This window comes from Achromobacter sp., from assembly GCF_032102605.1.
Lineage (GTDB): Bacteria > Pseudomonadota > Gammaproteobacteria > Burkholderiales > Burkholderiaceae_B > Achromobacter.
Map to the genome: position 1 here is coordinate 32317 of NZ_DAMDGT010000008.1, position 17157 is coordinate 49473.

Consider the following 17157-nt stretch of genomic DNA (forward strand, 5'->3'; position numbering starts at 1 on the left):
CAGCCTCTGAAGAACCCGCGCCAGCGGGCAGCGGGTTCTCTCTCAGGCGCGCAGCGCTTCGCGCTCGGCCTTCTTTAGCCTGGTCTTGATGCGGTTCTGCTTGAGGTTGGACAGGTATTCCACGAACACCTTGCCTTCCAGGTGGTCCAGTTCGTGCTGCACGCACACGGCCAGCAGGCCGTCGGCGTCGAATTCGAACGGCTTGCCGTCGATGTCCAACGCTTTGCAGCGGATACGCGAAGCGCGTTCCACTTCGTCGTAGACGCCGGGCACGGACAGGCAGCCCTCTTCGTAGATCTTGTAGTCGTCGCTGCGCCAGGTGATCTCGGGGTTGATCAGGGTCAGCAACTGGTTGCTTTCCTCGGACACGTCGATCACGACGACGCGCTCGTGCACGTCAACCTGCGTGGCGGCCAGGCCAACGCCGGGCGCGTCGTACATGGTTTCGGCCATGTCGCGCACTAGCTGACGGATGCGGTCGTCGACCTCGGCAACCGGCTTGGCCTTTTTGTGCAAGCGCGGATCCGGGTAGCGAAGGATGGGAAGTAAAGCCATTGAAGGGGTATCGCCGGTAGTGATGCTTATCCAAGAGTTTAATTCATTAGAGTGTTGATTTCTAATAGTTTTCGGCTAACTCGAGGATTGGCGGGATTGCTGCGGCACCGTTTTTGTTCGGGGAGAGTGGCCCGACTTTCGCGGGCGCGCGCCCACCTGGGCAGCAATTCGCCGAGGCGCTGGCCGCAGCGCTGGCCGCCGCATTAGCCGCCGCGCTGGCCGCCGCGCGCATATCCATCCACCTTCGTGGCCGCCGCGCGCGCCTCGCATGCGACACTCTTGGACCTCTGTCGCCCTTCACGCGCCCGCTTCATGCCGCTTACGCAATCCTCCGACGAACTCTCCGCCTGGCTGCGGCTATCCCTGGAGCCAAACATCGGCTCCGCCACCGCTTGCATGCTGCTCAGTGCGTTGGGCTTGCCCGACCAGATCTATGCGCAACGCGCCACTGCGTTGGGCCGGCACGTGCCCGAAGCGCTGGCTCGCCAGTTGGCCGCCCCCATGCCGACCGACATGGCGGCCCAGGTGGAAAGCGCGCTGGAGTGGGTAGCGGGGCCCGGCCGTTACATCCTGACGCTGGCCGATCCCACCTATCCGCAAAGCCTGCTGACCATCGCCGACCCGCCGATCCTGCTCTACGTGGCAGGCGACCCCGCCTTCCTGCAAGGGCCGTCGCTCGCCGTCGTGGGCGCGCGCAACGCGACCCCCGGCGGCCAGGAGAACGCCCGCGCCTTTGCCCGCCACCTTGCCGGCAACGGCTGGCGCGTGGTCAGCGGCCTGGCGCTGGGTATCGACGCCGCCGCCCATGAGGGCGCGCTGGATGCGGGCCCCGGCGGCGCCGGAACCGTGGCGGTCATGGGCACCGGCATCGACCGCATTTATCCCGCCCGCCATCGCGATCTGGCGCACCGCATCGCGGCGCACGGCGCCCTCGTGTCCGAGCTTCCGTTGGGAACGGGCGCCCTGCCCCAGCACTTCCCCAAACGCAACCGCATCGTCGCGGGACTCACGCGCGGCGTGCTCGTGGTGGAAGCCGCCAAGCAGAGCGGTTCGCTGATCACCGCCCGGCTGGCAGGCGAAAGCGGGCGCGAAGTCTTCGCCATTCCCGGCTCCATCCATTCGCCGCTGTCGCGCGGCTGCCATGCCCTCATTCGACAGGGCGCCAAGCTGGTAGAAACGGCGCAGGACATCACCGACGAACTGGGCGGCGGCCCGACGCCGGCGCCGCGGAATCGAGCCAAACCGGATTCCCCGCCGCCCGCTCATCCGGTGCTCGACGCATTGGGGTTCGACCCTCTGCATCTGGATGCCATCCAGGCGCGCTGCGGCATCGATACCGCCGATCTGCAGGCGCAACTCGTCGAACTGGAATTGCAGGGCCGCATCGCCCAGCTGGACGACGGCCGCTACCAGCGTTTGCACTAGCACCACATCGGCCCCGCATGCGATGGCGCTAATATGTTCGATAGCGCCGCAGTCTTGTAGCGCCGGTCACCCCATACCGATACAGGAAGAGACATGGCATTGCCCTCCCGCGTGAAGATCGTCGAGGTGTCGCCTCGCGACGGTCTGCAGAATGAAAAGGAATTCGTTCCCACCGACATCAAGGTGGAACTGGTCAACCGCCTGACCGCAGCGGGCTTCCCCAATGTGGAAGCCGCTTCATTCGTGTCGCCCAAATGGGTGCCCCAAATGGCCGACGGCGCCGACGTGATGTCGCGCATCGAGCGCCGCCCCGGCACGATCTATTCCGTGCTGACGCCCAACATGAAGGGCTTTGAGGGCGCACTGGCCGCGCGCGCTGACGAAATCGTGATCTTCGGCGCCGCCAGCGAAGCCTTTTCGCAAAAGAACATCAATTGCTCCATCGCCGAATCGATCGCGCGCTTCGAACCCGTGGTCCAGGCCGCGCGCGAAGCCGGCATTCGCGTGCGCGGCAGCATCAGCTGCGCGCTGGGCTGTCCCTACCAGGGCGAAGTTCCGATCGAGTCCGTGGTGGACGTCGCGCAGCGCTATCTGGCGATGCAGGTCGACGAGATCGACGTGGCCGACACCATCGGCGTGGGCACGCCCAAGCGCGTGCGCGAAGTCATGGCCGCCGTCACGCGGGTCGTGGATCCGGCGCGCGTGTCGGGCCATTTCCACGACACCTATGGCCAGGCGCTCGCCAACATCCTCGCGGCGCTGGAGACCGACATCTCGATTTTCCACACCTCGGTGGCCGGATTGGGCGGCTGCCCCTACGCAAAGGGCGCCACCGGCAACGTCGCGACCGAAGACGTGCTGTACATGCTGCGCGGCCTGGACATCGACACCGGCGTGGATTTCGACGCCGTGGTCGACATCGGGCAATGGATGTCTGCGCACTTGAGCCGCAAGGGCTCTAGCCGCGCCGGCAATGCAATCGCCGCCAAACGGGCCGCATGACCACTCCCACTGCCACTCCGGCGCCCGAGGATCTCGCGGCGCTGCTCCGCGCCATCGGCCCGCTGCCTCTGGCGGGCCAGGCATGGCCGGACTGGGTGCGCATCCTGACCTGGGTCATCCTGGCGATCCTCGGCGTGCAGGTGGTGACCACCGCAATCCGCGCGCCCTCGCAGCCTTTTGACACCCTGCTGGCAGTGGTGGTGGTGCTGTGTTTCGTGGGCCTGCTGTTCGTGTCGTGGCACATGCAGACTTCCATCACCACCATCGACGACCACGGGCTTCGCCAAACGTGGTTCACGCGGCGCGAGGTCGCATGGGAAGACGTGCGCTACGCGCGCTTCGTGCCCATGGTCTTTTCGAAGCGACTGGTCATCTTCACGCACCGAGGCAAGCCGGTGATCTTCCAGGGCGGCACACGCGAGCTGCGCGCCGCATTCGTGAAGATTGCGCAGGTCTACAAATCTTCAGGCAGCTGACTTCTGGCGTGTCTGATTGGCCCGCAGGCCTTTCTAGCCATGGCACTGGGCCGGGTCGATACGTCAGCCGGAGTCAGACACACACCGGTGTCTGACTCGCGCGATGCCTGGTGTTATCGGATCGGCAGCGCGTACATCAAACCGCCCTGCGTCCACTGCGCATTCAAACCGCGCTTGATCTTCAACGGGCTGCCTTCACCGACGTTGCGCTCGAAGCTTTCGCCGTAGTTGCCCACCTGCTTGACGATGTTGTAGGCCCACTTTTCGTCCAGCCCCAGGTTGGCGCCGCCACCGGGCGTCACGCCCAGGATGCGCTTGATGTTGGGGTTGGCGCTCTTGGCCTGTTCGTCGACATTCTTGGACGTTACGCCGTATTCCTCGGCTTCGATCATGGCCGACAGCGACCAGCGCACGATGTTCAGCCAGGCGTCGTCGCCTTGGCGCACGAACGGGCCAAGCGGCTCCTTCGAGATAATCTCGGGCAGCACGACGTAATCGTCGGGGTTCTGCAGCTTGGAGATGCGGATCGAGGCCAGGCCGGATGCGTCGGTGGAGAAGACGTCGCAACGGCCGGATGCGAAGGCGTTGACCACTTCGTTGAAGGTCTCGATCACTACGGGCTTGTAGGTCACGTTGTTGGCGCGCGCCCAGTCGGCCAGCGTGTTCTCGTTGGAGGTGCCGGTCTGCAGGCAGATGGTGGCGCCGTTGATTTCCTTGGCGCTATTCACGCCCAGCGACTTCGGTACCAGGAAGCCCTGGCCATCATAGAAGTTGATGCCGGCATGGATGATGCCCAAAGCGGTGTCGCGCTGCTGCGTCACGGTGGTGTTGCGCGTCAGCACGTCCACTTCGCCGGATTGCAGCGCCGTGAAGCGCTGCTGCGAGTTGAGCGGCACCACTTTGATCTTGTTTGCATCGCCGAAGACTGCGGCGGCGATGGCGCGGCAGAGGTCCACGTCCAGGCCCTGCCATTTGCCTTGCGCATCGGGCGCCGAAAAGCCCGCAAAGCCCGTGGTCGTGCCGCAAGCCACGGCGCCGCGTTGCTTCACGACGTCCAGCGTCGCCGCCTGCGCACCTTGCGCCGCCGCCATCAAGAGCGCCGCGCCCACCAACCCTTTTGCAATGTTCATGACCTGGATTCCTGTTCTGCTACCGGGCGCGAAGGCGCGCCGAGGCAAGAAGCTTATAGACATGAAGCGCCCCCGCCAAATAACGAGCGCTTATTTAGGTATGCCGCCGGCGCGCGCCGGCGGCCATGCACAGGAAGGATAGCAATGCGCGGCGAACGAGACGCTGCGCGCCGTCAAGCCGCCAGCGAGATCGAAACCGGCTCGTTGGCCTGGCACGCATCCAGCGCGCGGCCCAGGCGGACCATGCCCTGCGCGATCTCGCTTTCGTTCATGGTGGCGAACGACATGCGCATGGCGTACAGGTCCGCTTGCGCCGCATTGGCATAGAACGCCTTTCCTGGCACGTAAACGACCTCGTGTTCGATAGCGTAGGGCAGGAGGCGCGTTGCGTCCACGTCGCCGGTCAGGCGCGCCCAGAAGAACATGCCGCCCTCGGGCTTGCTGAAGGTGATGCGGCCATCGAGTTCGCGCGCAAGTGCAGTGGCCATGGCGTCGCAACGCAGGCCATAGGCGGCGCGGATGCGCGGCACGTGTTCGTCGTAGCGGCCATTGGCCAGGTATTGCGCCACGACTTCCTGGATCCAGGCCGAGGACGCCATGTCATCGGCCGCCTTGGCGGCGACGCAGCGGCGGCGGATTTCCGGCGGCGCGACCAGCCAGCCGATGCGCAGCGCCGGCGCCATGGTCTTGGACATGCTGGCCAGGTATACCGCCCAATGCCGGGCCTCGCCCTCGGCCAGGGCCGCGATGGGCGGCACGGCCTCGCCGGCAAAGCGCAGTTCGCTGTAGGGATCGTCCTCGACGATCAGGAAGCGGTGCTTGACGGCCAGTTCCAGCAGTCGCAGCCGGCGCTGGCGCGAGATGGTGGCGCCGCAGGGATTCGAGAACGAGGCCACCACGCAGACCATCTTGGGTTTGACGCGCGCCGCCAGTTCATCCAGGGCGTCGACGTCGATCCCATCGGGGCCCGAGGGCACGGTATGCACCGTTGCGCCCGTATAGCGCAGCGCCTGGACGGAATTCGGAAAGGCGGGCGATTCGATGATGGCGTGATCGCCGGGCTGGAGCATGACCCGCGTCAGCAGCGCCAGCGCCTGCTGGGACCCGCCTGTCACGACGAGTTCGGTGTCGGCGTTGCAATGCAGGCCACGCTCCGCGGACAGGCGCGCCAGTTCATGACGCAGGCTGGCCTGGCCGTCGATGTTGGAATACTGCAGGCAGGCGCCCAGGCGCGCCATGACCTGCGTCGACGCGATCGACAGGCCGTCGACGTCGAACAATTCCTGCGCGGGATAACCGCCGGCCAGCGAAATGGTGCCCGGACGCATGGCGTAGGGCATGAGCGATCGGATGGGGGATGCGGGGGGATTCAGGAACGGCGTGGCAAAGACGTAGTCGGGCGCTGCACTGGACATGGCGAAAGGGGCCTGGGAAGAGAGGAAACCGTGTCGCCTGACAGGCGGCGCCGGACGGCATAGAACTTTGAAATATAAACAAATCTCCGCAAATTCTAAGCCTGCCGATTACACAGGGTCAACGGCGGAAACGCCCCGCGTGGCGGAAGGTTCAAGGCACGTCCTACACTATGGGACATCCTGTTCCTGCAAGAGAGCTGCATGACCGCCGAAGACACCATGGCCGGGCGCCTTGCCCAGATCCAGCATCGCATCGCCCAGGCCTGCGAACGCGCGGGCCGGCCCGATGGCAGCGTGACGCTGCTGCCTGTCAGCAAGACCTTTGGTGAAGCCTCAATCCGCGAAGCCATGGCGTTGGGCCTGAACCGTTTCGGGGAAAACAAAACACAGGAAATCCGCCAGAAGGCCACCGCGCTGGCCGGCGAAGGGCTGCAATGGGTGCTGATCGGCCATTTGCAGACCAACAAGGCCAAGGACGCCGCCCGGGATGCCGCCGAGGTGCAATCGCTGGATCGCCTGGATCTGGCGGAAGCCCTCCATCGCCGGCTGCAAAACGAGGGCCGGACCCTGAACGTGCTGGTGCAGGTCAAGACCTCATCCGAGCCCAGCAAGTACGGCATGGCGCCCGACGAAGTGCCTGCCTTTCTGCGACGAATATCCACGGAGTTCCCGACGCTGCGGGTGCAAGGGTTGATGACGCTGGCCGTCAACTCCCCCGAACCCGCCGAAGTGCGGGCCTGCTTTCGCGCCCTGCGCGAACTGCGCGACCGCCTGGCGCAGGAGAACATCCCCGGCATTTCGCTGGACCGCCTATCAATGGGCATGAGCGGCGATTTCGAACTGGCGATCGAGGAAGGATCGACGGAAGTGCGCATCGGCTCGGCGATTTTTGGCGCGCGAACCTACCCCGATCCGCAGTAAAGCCCCTGGTGTGGCAGCTTGACGGAGCCCAACAGACGGGCTCCTTTTTGCGTGGGCGCAAGGCATAATAGCGACGCAAAAAAAATGCGGTGCAAATTGACGTCGATCAACGACGCAGGCGCCGCGCTCACGATACCCCGCACGAGGAGACACTCCATGCACAAGCACGCTAAGCGCCTGCTGGCGCTTGCCGCCCTGTCGCTGGCCGCCACCGCGGCTTCCGCTCAATCCTGGCCCACCCAGCCCGTTCGCTGGATCGTGCCCTACCCCGCCGGCGGCGGCACCGACGTCGTTGCACGCACCGTGGCAAGCAGCCTGGAAAAGGCGCTGGGCCAGACCATCGTGGTCGAGAACCGCCCGGGCGCCGGCACCATCATCGGCGCCACGGCCATTGCCCAGGCGGAACCCAACGGCTACCTGGTGGGCACGGCCGACTCGGGCACCCTGGCCTTCAATTCGTCGCTGTACGCCAAGCTGTCCTACGACCCCGCCAAATTCACCTACATCGGCGGCATCGCCAAATTCCCGCTGCTGCTGGCCGTGAACGTCAATTCGCCGTACAAGACGGTCGAGGAAGTGATCGCGGCGGCCAAGAAAGAACCGGGCAAGTTGACGTCGGCCTCCGCCGGCGCGGGATCGCCGCATCACCTGGCGCTGGAACTCTTCAAGCAGCGCACGGGCGCCAACGTGCTGCACGTGCCCTACAAGGGCGCCGCGCCCGCCATCCAGGATCTCCTGGGCGGTCAGGTGGACATGATGTTCATCGACCTTGGCTCGGGCCTGCCCAACGTCAAGGCCGGAAAGCTGCGCGTGCTGGCCGCCGCCACGCCGGAGCGCGTGCCGGTGCTTCCCGACACGCCGACCATGGCCGAACAGGGCGTCGCCAACTTCACCGCCTATGCCTGGCAGGGGCTGGTGGGACCGGCCGGTCTGCCCGAGACGGTCGTGAAGAAGCTGTCGACCGATCTGGACGCGACGCTGAAGTCGCCGGCCGTGTCGCAGAAGATGCTGGACATGGGCGTCATCCCCATGCCCATGTCGGCCCAGGACTTCAAGGCCTACGCCGACCAGGAGCGCAGCGCCTGGGCGGACGTGATCAAAAAGGCGAACATCAAGCTGGAGTAAGCGCTCCAGCCCGCGTCTATGACGGCAAAAGCCGCGGTCTCACTGACCGCGGCTTTTTTTTGGGCGCCGCCAGGCGCCCTGGCCACGTGGGGATCAACCCGCCACGACAGGGATCTGACGAGGCTGCGCTTCGCGAACGCGCGGAATGCGCAGCGTAAGCAGTCCTTGCTTCAGGCTGGCGTTGATCTGCGCGCGGTCGAACTCCTGTCCCAGCCGGAAGGCGCGGCGGAACAGCGGCGCGCGCATTTCGCCCAGCACCAGCCGCAGGTCGCCGGGCGTCTCGACCGAGGCCTCGCCCTCGATCTGCAGCACGTCAGCTTCCACGTTGATGCGCAGCCTTTCCCTGGACACGCCGGGCAGGTCGGCAAGCACCGTGATGCCCTCTTTGTCCTCGAAAATATCCACGGCCGGCACGGTCACGCCGCGCGCGTCGCGCTTGTCGGAAACGGCCGCTTCCGCGGGCACGGTCAATTCTTTGCGTTCATTCATGATCGATACTCCTATGCGGTTGCGTTGGTGGATCACTGCACGGTCACGATGCGCGGCTTGGACGATTCCTTGCGCTTGACGGAGATGGCCAGGCAGCCGTCCGTGTAGCGGGCCTGTACGTTGTCGGGGTCTGCATCCGCGGGCAGTTCGATCACCCGCGTGTAGCGTCCTTGCGCGCGTTCACGCGCGTAGTAACGGCCGCCTTCCGGAAGCTCCTGCGCCTTGCGTTCGCCGCCGATGGTGAGCAGGCCCTTTTCGATAGAAACGTTCAGGCCCTCCGGGTCCATGCCCGGGACAAACGCGACGACCTCGATGGAGTCGGGTGAAACGCCGACGTTCACGGGAGGAAAGTAAGTCTGCGGCTGCGCGCGCAAGGCAGCCGGTGCAGCCGTCCCGCGCAGCACGCGGTCCATGTGTTCCTGGATGGCGTTGAAGGCGGACGCAAAGCCGCTGTCACTGAAAGGAAAGTTGCTCATCAGAGTCTCCTCGAATGAAAAAACGGACCGATACAGACGCCTTGCAATCGCCACAACCACGACCGCAGGTCTGATCGCTTCATCCCGAGTATGGGAGCGGTTTTTTGGGTTTCAAGAGCCAGAGCGCGAGTCGCGTAATCGCACCGCTCAGTCCGCGCCCCCATTCAACGACGAGGCGGGGAAGACCGCTGTGAGCCTGAAGCCCGGGTATCGAATGCCGTGCAACGTGACCTTGCAACGCGCAAAAAAAACCGCGGCCATCACTGGCCGCGGTCTTGATGGCGCGGGTCGTCGACTAAACCAGGACCCGTTCAATCCCGCCCGCATTGGCGCGGCGCACGTAGTCTTCCATCCAGCCTTCGCCCAGGATATGGCGGGCCATCTCGACCACGATGTAGTCCGCTTCCATGCCGGTGTCGCCTTCATAGCGCGACAGCCCTTGCAGGCAGGACGGGCACGAGGTCAGGACCTTCACGTCGCCGGTGAAGCCATCACTGCGCACGGCGGCGTCGCCCTTGAGCAGTTCTTCCTGCTTGCGGAAACGGATCTGCGTGGAGATGTCCGGCCGGGTGACCGCCAGCGTGCCGGATTCGCCACAGCAGCGGTCGCTCTTGACTGCGTCATCGCCCACCAGCGCGCGCACCGTCTTCATGGGCTCCTGCAGCTTCATGGGCGTATGGCAGGGGTCGTGGTACATGTAGCGCACGCCCTTGGCCCCTTCCAGCTTGATGCCCTTTTCCAGCAGGTATTCGTGGATGTCGATCAGGCGGCAGCCCGGGAAGATCTTTTCGAATTCATAGCCGGCGAGCTGGTCGTAGCAGGTGCCGCAGCTGACCACCACCGTCTTGATGTCCAGGTAGTTCAGCGTGTTGGCGACGCGGTGGAACAGCACGCGGTTGTCGGTGATGATCTGCTCGGCCTTGTCCGTCATGCCGTTGCCGCGCTGGGGATAGCCGCAGCACAGATAACCCGGAGGCAGCACCGTCTGCACGCCCGCGTGCCAGAGCATGGCCTGCGTGGCCAGGCCTACTTGCGAGAACAATCGTTCGGAACCGCAACCCGGGAAGTAGAACACCGCTTCCGTGTCGGCCGTGGTGGCCTTGGGATCGCGGATGATCGGCACGTAGTTCGCGTCTTCGATGTCCAGCAGCTTGCGGGCGGCCTGCTTGGGCAGCCCGCCGGGCATCTTCTTGTTCACGAAGTGCACGACCTGCTCGCGCAGCGGCGGCTTGCCCACCGTGGCCGGCGGCTTGGCGGTCTGCTTCTTCACCAGCCCCGAGAACAGGTCGTGGGCGGCGCGCTGCACCTTGTAGCCCACGCCCACCATGGCCTTGCGGGTGGCGTTGATGGTGGCCGGGTCCTTGGCGTTCAGGAAGAACATGGCGCTGGCCGTGCCCGGATTGAACGACTTGCGGCCCATGCGGCGCAGCACGGCGCGCATGTTCATGGACACGTCGCCAAAGTCGATGTCGACCGGACAGGGGTTGTAGCACTTGTGGCAGACCGTGCAGTGGTCGGCCACGTCCTCGAACTCTTCCCAGTGCTTCAGGCTGACGCCGCGGCGGGTCTGTTCTTCGTACAGGAAGGCTTCCACCAGCAGGGACGTCGCCAGGATCTTGTTGCGCGGCGAATACAGCAGGTTCGCGCGCGGCACGTGGGTGGCGCACACGGGCTTGCACTTGCCGCAGCGCAGGCAGTCCTTGATGGACTCCGAGATGGCGCCGATGTCGCTCTGCTGCATGATCAGCGACTCGTGGCCCATCAGGTTGAAGCTGGGCGTCCAGGCATGGCGGAGATCGGCGCCTGGCATGAGCTTGCCGGCGTTGAAGTGGCCGTTGGGGTCCACGCGGCGCTTGTAGTCCTGGAACGGCGCCAGTTCGGCTTCGGTCAGGAATTCGTACTTGGTCAGGCCGATGCCGTGTTCGCCGGAAATCACACCGTCCAGGTCGCGGGCGATCTGCATGATGCGTTCAACGGCCGCATGGGCCTCGCGCAGCATTTCGTAGTCGTCCGAGTTGACGGGGATGTTGGTGTGCACGTTGCCGTCGCCGGCGTGCATGTGCAGCGCGACGAACACGCGGCTCTTGAGCACGCGGCCATGGATGGCCACCAGCTCATCGACGATCTTCTTGTAGGACGCGCCCGAGAAGGCGCGTTGCAAGCCCGCCAGGACCTCGGTCTTCCAGGAAACGCGGATCGTGCGATCCTGCACCACGTCAAACACGCGCGCGGCCGGTTGCGCGGCCAGGCGGTTCGTCAGGGTGTCGCGCAGGTCGCCCAGGCCCAGCCCTTCAAGCTGGGGCAGCGCCTCGCCCAACGGCAGATCCAGGTTGTCCAGCAGCCACTGCCAGCGCTGGCGGGTGGCGGCCAGCAGCTCCAGCGCCTGGCGCGTGCGTTCGGCCAGCACTTCGGCGCGAGTGACTTCGATGTCCGCATCGTCGGCCTTGCCCACCGGCAGCGGCGTACAGAGATAGGCATCCAGCTCGCCCAGCAGCTTCAGCTTGTTGCTGGTGGACAGCTCGATGTTGATGCGTTCGATGTGGTCCGTGTATTCGCCCATGCGGGGCAGCGGGATCACGACGTCTTCATTGATCTTGAAGGCGTTGGTGTGGCGCGCAATCGCAGCGGTGCGCGAACGGTCCAGCCAGAACTTCTTGCGCGCTTCCGGGCTGACGGCCACGAAGCCTTCGCCGTGCCGTGTATTGGCCAGGCGCACGACCTCGCTGGCGGCCGCAGCCACCGCGTCGTCGTCATCGCCGACGATGTCGCCGATCAGGACCATCTTGGGTAGCACGCCGCGCTTGCTCTTGGTGGCGTAGCCCACCGCGCGCAGGTAGCGTTCGTCCAGGTGCTCCAGGCCGGCCAGGATGGCGCCGCGTTCCTTGCCCTCGCCGTCCAGGTAGCCCTTGACCTCGACGATCGACGGGATCGCATCGCGCGCCTGTCCGAAGAACTCCATGCAGACGGTGCGCGTGTGGCGCGGCATGCGGTGCAGCACCCAGCGCGCCGACGTGATCAGGCCGTCGCAGCCTTCCTTCTGGATGCCGGGAAGGCCGGCCAGGAATTTGTCGGTGACGTCCTTGCCCAGGCCTTCCTTGCGGAAGACGCGGCCGTGGATTTCCAGTGTTTCGGTCTTGAGCAGGCGTTCGCCCGGCTTGCCCTTGCCGTCGAACCACTTGAGTTCGAAGCGGGCCACCTCGACGTCGTGGATCTTGCCCATGTTGTGGTCCAGGCGCGTGACTTCCAGCCAGTTGCCGTCCGGATCCACCATGCGCCACCAGGCCAGGTTGTCCAGCGCCGTGCCCCACAGCACGGCCTTCTTGCCGCCCGCGTTCATGGCGATGTTGCCGCCCACGCAGGAGGCCTCGGCGGACGTGGGGTCCACCGCGAAGACGAATCCGGCCGCTTCAGCCGCTTCGGACACTCGCTTGGTGACCACGCCGGCGCCGGCGTGAATGACCGCCACGGGTTCCGTCAGGCCGGGCAGGATACAGGACTCGACCTTGCCCAGCTTGTCGAATTTTTCGGTGTTGATGACCGCCGACTTCCAGGTCAGCGGAATGGCCCCGCCGGTGTAGCCGGTGCCGCCGCCGCGCGGAACGATGGTCAGACCCAGTTCGATACAGGCGGTGACCAGCGCGGCGATTTCGTCCTCGGAATCGGGCGTCAGCACGACGAACGGGTATTCCACGCGCCAGTCGGTCGCGTCGGTCACGTGGGAAACACGCGACAGGCCGTCGAACTTGATGTTGTCGCGCGCCGTGATGCGGCCCAGCACCTTCTGCGCCTGTTTGCGCATCATGGCGGTCTGGTCGAATTCACCTTCAAAGGCGGCGATGGCCGAGCGCGCCCGCGCCAGCAGGCCGACGACCTTTTCATCGCGATGGGGGTCGTGCCCCGCCTCGGCCGGCGCGCCGGGCTCGCGGCGCTTGTCGATTTCGCCCAGGCGGTGATGCAAGGCTTCAATGAGCTGCTTGCGGCGCTTGGGGTTGTCGAGCAGGTCGTCCTGCAGATAGGGATTGCGGCGAACCACCCAGATATCGCCCAGCACTTCGTACAGCATCCGCGCGGAACGGCCCGTACGGCGTTCCCCGCGCAGATCGCTCAGCAGGCTCCAGGCGTCTTCGCCGAGCAGCCGGCCCACGATTTCGCGGTCGGAGAACGAGGTGTAGTTGTAGGGGATTTCGCGCAAGCGCGCGGGCGTTGCGGGCGGCATCGCCCCGTTCAAGATGTGGCTGGCGAGTGGGGCGTTCATGGCGGCAAGAGGGGGCCCTTAAAAAAGTATTTTATGCCATTGTCCTGACTTGACCCCTAATATCCTTGCCAAGCCGTCCAAAAGCGTGTTGCGGACAGCCTTATGCGTCCCTTATTTATTACGGTGCTGGCCCTAGATTTTCCCGGGAAAGAACCAGAGCAGTCCGGCGGTCATGAAGAGATAGCGCATGAATTTGCCGATCGTCATGTAGAAGACGCAGGGCCAGAATGGAAGGCGCAGCCACCCCGCCACCGCGCACAAGGGGTCGCCCACTGCGGGTAGCCACGACAGCAGCAGCGCCGGCGGTCCCATCCGGTGCAGCCAATCGTGGGCGCGTTTGTGCCAGCGGCCATGCATACGCCCGCCTTCGGAGGCGTTGGGGTGCGGATGCGGGTGTTTTTCCTTCCAGCGCTCGACGGCCTTTTCCGCGCCCAGGCCCATGGCATAGCTGATCGCACCGCCCACCGTGTTGCCGGCCGTCGCTACCAGGATGGCGGGCCAGAACATGTCCGGTGAAAGCTTGATATACCCGAACACCGCGGGCTCGGAGCCCAATGGCAGCAAGGTTGCCGACACGAGCGAAACCGTGAAGATGGCCGACAAGCCCACCGAGGGCAGCGCCAGCACCCCCAGCAGCCAGTGAACTGCGGATAAGAGACTTTCTTCCATGGTCGGGGCAGTGTAGCCGCGTGCCAGCGGGAAGGCGACACGCATTTCCCTGCAATAATCTTGGCCAGTCCCCACTCTTGCTCTTGCGCGCGGCCCATGTCCACTGATTATCTGAAACGCATCCTGACTTCCAAGGTTTATGACGTCGCGGTCGAGTCTCCGCTTGAAACGGCGCCCCTGCTGTCCCAGCGGATATCGAACACGGTCATGCTCAAGCGTGAAGATACCCAGGCGGTGTTCAGCTTCAAGCTGCGCGGCGCGTACAACAAGATGGCCAATCTCAGCCCCGCGGCGCGCAATCGCGGCGTCATCGCGGCATCTGCCGGCAACCACGCGCAGGGCGTCGCGCTTGCCGCCAGCCGCCTGGGCTGCCGCGCGGTCATCGTCATGCCCACCACCAGTCCGCAGGTGAAGATCGACGCAGTCCGGCGGCTGGGCGGCGAGGTCGTGCTGGCCGGCGAGAGCTTTTCAGACGCCTACGCCCACGCGCAGATCCTGGAAAAGAAAGAGAAGCTGACCTTTGTCCATCCCTTCGACGATCCCGACGTGATCGCCGGCCAGGGTACGGTGGGCATGGAAATCCTGCGCCAGCACCCCGGCCCCATCGACGCGATCTTCGTCGCCATCGGCGGCGGCGGCCTCATTGCCGGCGTGGCCGCGTACATCAAGCAGCTCCGTCCGGAAATCAAGATCATCGGCGTGCAGACCGAGGATTCGGACGCCATGCTGCGCAGCGTGCGCGCGGGCCGGCGCGTCCAGTTGAACGACGTGGGCCTGTTTTCGGACGGCACGGCCGTCAAGATGGTGGGCGCGGAAACCTTCAAGCTGGCGCGCAAGTACGTGGACGACTATGTGGTGGTCAATACCGACGCCATCTGCGCCGCCATCAAGGACGTGTTCCAGGACACGCGCAGCGTGCTGGAGCCGGCCGGCGCCATGGCCGTGGCGGGCGCCAAGCAATATGCCGCCGACCATCACCTGAAGGGCAAGACCCTGGTGGCCATCGCCTGTGGCGCCAACATGAATTTCGATCGCTTGCGCTTCGTGTCCGAACGGGCAGAAGTCGGCGAAATGCGCGAGGCCGTCTTCGCGGTCACGATGCCCGAACAGCGCGGCAGCTTCCGCCGCTTCTGCGAGCTCGTCGGCGAACGCAGCGTCACCGAGTTCAACTATCGCATCTCGGACGCGGACCGCGCCCACGTCTTCGTCGGCATCCAGGTGTCGTCTGCCAACGAGCCGGACAAGATCGCCGCCAACTTCCGCCGTCACGGATTCGACACGCTGGACCTGACGCACGACGAAATGGCCAAGACGCACCTGCGCCACATGGTGGGCGGTCGGTCGGCGTTGGCGCGCAATGAATTGCTGTACCGCTTTGAATTCCCGGAGCGTCCGGGCGCGCTGATGCGTTTCCTGAATGCAATGAATCCCGACTGGAATATCAGCCTGTTCCATTACCGCAATCAGGGCGCGGACTACGGACGCATCCTGATCGGCATCCAGGTGCCGCCCGCGGACAAGAAACAGTTTCGCAACTTCGTGGCGGAACTGGGCTATCCCCACTGGAACGAAACCGACAACCCCGCGTACAAGCTCTTCCTGTAGGGCGGGCGCCAGAATGCGAGAGGGCCTCCTTGCGGAGGCCCTTCCCTTCTTTGCTCAAGTCACGCCCGGCTGAACCCAAATAGGGGGGGGTTCGCTGTCACTCGGCGGCCCACGGAGATGGGCCGCGCATTCAGCAAGGTCCAGCCGGACGTTCCGTTGCTTAGAAACGGTGGCGCACGCCGATGGCGACGGCGGTGTCGGTGGCGTCGTGCTGGAACGCGTAGTTGTCGCCGTAGGAGGCGTACGCGTACAGGTTGGTGCGCTTCGTGAAGTCGTACGTGTAGCCCAGGCTGTACACGTTGAACGTCGCGTCGTCGCCCGTCAGCTTGTCGTTGCTGGCGGTGGCGCGCTGCCACGAACCGAACACGGCGTGACGGCCCAGCGGCACGGTCGCGCCCAGCATGTACGAATTGGCGCGGAAGCCATCAGCCAGCTTGAACGAACCCAGGTTGTTCATGCCCTCGGGCGTGGTGCCCATGTTCTGGCCGACGAACCAGCCGTCGCGGGTCTGGCCGAAAGCAGCAGCCAGCTTCACGACTTCAAAGTCGTACGAACCGCCGACGATGTATTCCTGGATGCGCGCGGCGTCCTTGCCGCCGACGCGGTTGTTGGACGGGTTGAAGCGGTCATACGAGGCGGCCAGATTCAGCGGACCGTTGACGTATTGCATACCGACGGTCAGCACGCGGTTGTTGTTGCCCGTGGCAAACCCGGTCTGCGTCGTGTCGCTGACCGTGTCGTCCGCGCTGAACGAATAGCCCACGCCAGCCTTGAAGCCGCTCAGGCTCGGGGTTTGGTACAGCACCATGTTGTCCAGGCGCATCGTGTTTGCGCTGCCGAACGTGGTACCCATGTTGGCGGTGTTGTAGCTGATCGAGAACGGATCGATCGAACCAAAGTACTTGGAGGCCAGGTTCGTCTGGCGGCCGAATTCAAGACGGCCCCACGAATCGCTGTCCAGGCCCACGGTGGCTTGGCGGCCGAACAGGCGGTTGCTTTGCAGCGACTTGCCGTTCAAGGGACCAAAACCACCTTCCAGGGTGAACACGGCGCGCAGGCCGTCGCCCAGGTCTTCCGTGCCGCGCAGGCCGAAGCGCGAACCGCTGCTCACGCCTTGCACAGCGCCGAAGCGGCTTTGCGAGTCACCCTTGAACTTCACTTTTTCGTACCCGACACCGGCGTCGATCAAGCCGTAGAGCGTCACGGAGTCGGCGGCTTGCGCGGCGCCGGCAAAGCCGGTCACCAGCGCGACGGCCAATAGCGTCTTCTTCATATAAGTCCCCAAAATGGCGAGATGAAAGGCACATGGCGGACACCAGTCGGGTGTCCACCGGCCGCTGTGTAACCATTCGCGGCCATGCACTAAATCTAGTGTCCAGCTTGCAGCGCATCGCAGTAACCAGGATTTCGAGGAACTACTTTCCATGGTTGGGATAATGACGCCGTGCTGACATCGAAGATGCTGCACGGATGGACGCTAATGCCTTGATAACCAATATGAATCATTGCTCGCAATGAGGCGGCGCCTCTGTTCGGATCATGCGCTTGCCCCAATCAGGCCGACAAGAGTTGTGAGGTGGACCGAACAATTTCTGCGGCGTAAAAGCGACACTC

The 17157-nt window shown here is 64.7% G+C and carries 14 protein-coding genes; 6 read left to right on the forward strand and 8 right to left on the reverse strand.

From position 1 onward, the window contains the following. Window positions 1–42: 42 nt before the first annotated feature. On the reverse strand, window positions 43–555 hold the full coding sequence (gene def / locus RT614_RS18280; RefSeq protein WP_313623554.1) for a peptide deformylase: 513 nt from the start codon (window positions 553–555) through the stop codon (window positions 43–45). A 312-nt stretch (window positions 556–867) separates the two neighbouring features. Here def and dprA point away from each other — a divergent pair, with 312 nt between their 5' ends. The 3 genes from dprA (at window position 868) to RT614_RS18295 (ending at window position 3458) form a co-directional block, all read left to right on the forward strand. After that, entirely contained in the window at window positions 868–1980 is a 1113-nt protein-coding gene (gene dprA, locus RT614_RS18285) for a DNA-processing protein DprA (protein WP_313623555.1), read from the forward strand. A gap of 93 nt (window positions 1981–2073) precedes the next feature. Then, window positions 2074–2982 carry a hydroxymethylglutaryl-CoA lyase gene (locus RT614_RS18290; protein WP_313623556.1) on the forward strand — a complete coding sequence of 303 codons (909 nt, stop codon included), beginning with the start codon at window positions 2074–2076 and terminating at the stop codon, window positions 2980–2982. Continuing rightward, a complete protein-coding gene (locus tag RT614_RS18295) occupies window positions 2979–3458 on the forward strand; it encodes a hypothetical protein (protein WP_313623557.1) in 480 nt (159 codons plus the stop codon). The genes RT614_RS18290 and RT614_RS18295 overlap by 4 nt, the downstream gene beginning before the upstream one ends. A 113-nt stretch (window positions 3459–3571) precedes the next feature. Here the strand turns inward: RT614_RS18295 and RT614_RS18300 are convergent, their stop codons facing one another. Both RT614_RS18300 and RT614_RS18305 read right to left on the reverse strand, forming a co-directional pair. After that, window positions 3572–4588 (reverse strand): amino acid ABC transporter substrate-binding protein, encoded by a 1017-nt coding sequence (locus tag RT614_RS18300; RefSeq protein ID WP_313623558.1) that lies wholly within the window; start codon window positions 4586–4588, stop codon window positions 3572–3574. 173 nt (window positions 4589–4761) lie between these two features. After that, window positions 4762–6003 (reverse strand): PLP-dependent aminotransferase family protein, encoded by a 1242-nt coding sequence (locus tag RT614_RS18305; protein ID WP_313623559.1) that lies wholly within the window; start codon window positions 6001–6003, stop codon window positions 4762–4764. Window positions 6004–6204: 201 nt separating this feature from the next. On the opposite strand from RT614_RS18305, the gene RT614_RS18310 reads away from it, so the two are divergent. Then, window positions 6205–6924 carry a YggS family pyridoxal phosphate-dependent enzyme gene (locus RT614_RS18310; RefSeq protein ID WP_313623560.1) on the forward strand — a complete coding sequence of 240 codons (720 nt, stop codon included), beginning with the start codon at window positions 6205–6207 and terminating at the stop codon, window positions 6922–6924. Window positions 6925–7080: 156 nt separating this feature from the next. Continuing rightward, window positions 7081–8049, forward strand: a complete 969-nt coding sequence (locus tag RT614_RS18315; RefSeq protein WP_313623561.1) for a tripartite tricarboxylate transporter substrate binding protein — start codon at window positions 7081–7083, stop codon at window positions 8047–8049. Window positions 8050–8142: 93 nt separating this feature from the next. Here the strand turns inward: RT614_RS18315 and RT614_RS18320 are convergent, their stop codons facing one another. The 4 genes from RT614_RS18320 to RT614_RS18335 form a co-directional block, all read right to left on the reverse strand. After that, window positions 8143–8538, reverse strand: a complete 396-nt coding sequence (locus RT614_RS18320; RefSeq protein WP_313623562.1) for an Hsp20/alpha crystallin family protein — start codon at window positions 8536–8538, stop codon at window positions 8143–8145. Between the two features lie 32 nt (window positions 8539–8570). Then, window positions 8571–9014, reverse strand: a complete 444-nt coding sequence (locus RT614_RS18325; protein ID WP_313623563.1) for an Hsp20/alpha crystallin family protein — start codon at window positions 9012–9014, stop codon at window positions 8571–8573. Between the two features lie 295 nt (window positions 9015–9309). After that, the gene (locus RT614_RS18330; protein WP_313623564.1) at window positions 9310–13269 is read right to left on the reverse strand and encodes an FAD/FMN-binding oxidoreductase; all 3960 of its coding nucleotides are present in this window, start codon (window positions 13267–13269) and stop codon (window positions 9310–9312) included. Window positions 13270–13401: 132 nt separating this feature from the next. Continuing rightward, on the reverse strand, window positions 13402–13938 hold the full coding sequence (locus tag RT614_RS18335; protein WP_313623565.1) for a YqaA family protein: 537 nt from the start codon (window positions 13936–13938) through the stop codon (window positions 13402–13404). Window positions 13939–13998: 60 nt separating this feature from the next. On the opposite strand from RT614_RS18335, the gene ilvA reads away from it, so the two are divergent. After that, window positions 13999–15543, forward strand: a complete 1545-nt coding sequence (ilvA, locus tag RT614_RS18340) for a threonine ammonia-lyase, biosynthetic (protein WP_313623566.1) — start codon at window positions 13999–14001, stop codon at window positions 15541–15543. Window positions 15544–15703: 160 nt separating this feature from the next. Here ilvA and RT614_RS18345 read toward each other — a convergent pair whose 3' ends face one another. After that, window positions 15704–16816 (reverse strand): porin, encoded by a 1113-nt coding sequence (locus RT614_RS18345; protein WP_313623567.1) that lies wholly within the window; start codon window positions 16814–16816, stop codon window positions 15704–15706. Window positions 16817–17157: the final 341 nt, after the last annotated feature.

What these genes read in the sequence shown, in the direction of transcription:
- RT614_RS18295 (WP_313623557.1), top strand. Translation starts at nt 2,979, where the DNA reads ATGACCACTCCCACTGCCACTCCGGCGCCCGAGGATCTCGCGGCGCTG.
- RT614_RS18310 (WP_313623560.1), top strand. Translation starts at nt 6,205, where the DNA reads ATGACCGCCGAAGACACCATGGCCGGGCGCCTTGCCCAGATCCAGCAT.
- RT614_RS18335 (WP_313623565.1), bottom strand. Translation starts at nt 13,938, where the DNA reads ATGGAAGAAAGTCTCTTATCCGCAGTTCACTGGCTGCTGGGGGTGCTG.
- RT614_RS18305 (WP_313623559.1), bottom strand. Translation starts at nt 6,003, where the DNA reads ATGTCCAGTGCAGCGCCCGACTACGTCTTTGCCACGCCGTTCCTGAAT.
- RT614_RS18320 (WP_313623562.1), bottom strand. Translation starts at nt 8,538, where the DNA reads ATGAATGAACGCAAAGAATTGACCGTGCCCGCGGAAGCGGCCGTTTCC.
- RT614_RS18290 (WP_313623556.1), top strand. Translation starts at nt 2,074, where the DNA reads ATGGCATTGCCCTCCCGCGTGAAGATCGTCGAGGTGTCGCCTCGCGAC.
- def (WP_313623554.1), bottom strand. Translation starts at nt 555, where the DNA reads ATGGCTTTACTTCCCATCCTTCGCTACCCGGATCCGCGCTTGCACAAA.
- dprA (WP_313623555.1), top strand. Translation starts at nt 868, where the DNA reads ATGCCGCTTACGCAATCCTCCGACGAACTCTCCGCCTGGCTGCGGCTA.
- RT614_RS18330 (WP_313623564.1), bottom strand. Translation starts at nt 13,269, where the DNA reads ATGAACGCCCCACTCGCCAGCCACATCTTGAACGGGGCGATGCCGCCC.
- RT614_RS18315 (WP_313623561.1), top strand. Translation starts at nt 7,081, where the DNA reads ATGCACAAGCACGCTAAGCGCCTGCTGGCGCTTGCCGCCCTGTCGCTG.
- RT614_RS18345 (WP_313623567.1), bottom strand. Translation starts at nt 16,816, where the DNA reads ATGAAGAAGACGCTATTGGCCGTCGCGCTGGTGACCGGCTTTGCCGGC.
- RT614_RS18325 (WP_313623563.1), bottom strand. Translation starts at nt 9,014, where the DNA reads ATGAGCAACTTTCCTTTCAGTGACAGCGGCTTTGCGTCCGCCTTCAAC.
- RT614_RS18300 (WP_313623558.1), bottom strand. Translation starts at nt 4,588, where the DNA reads ATGAACATTGCAAAAGGGTTGGTGGGCGCGGCGCTCTTGATGGCGGCG.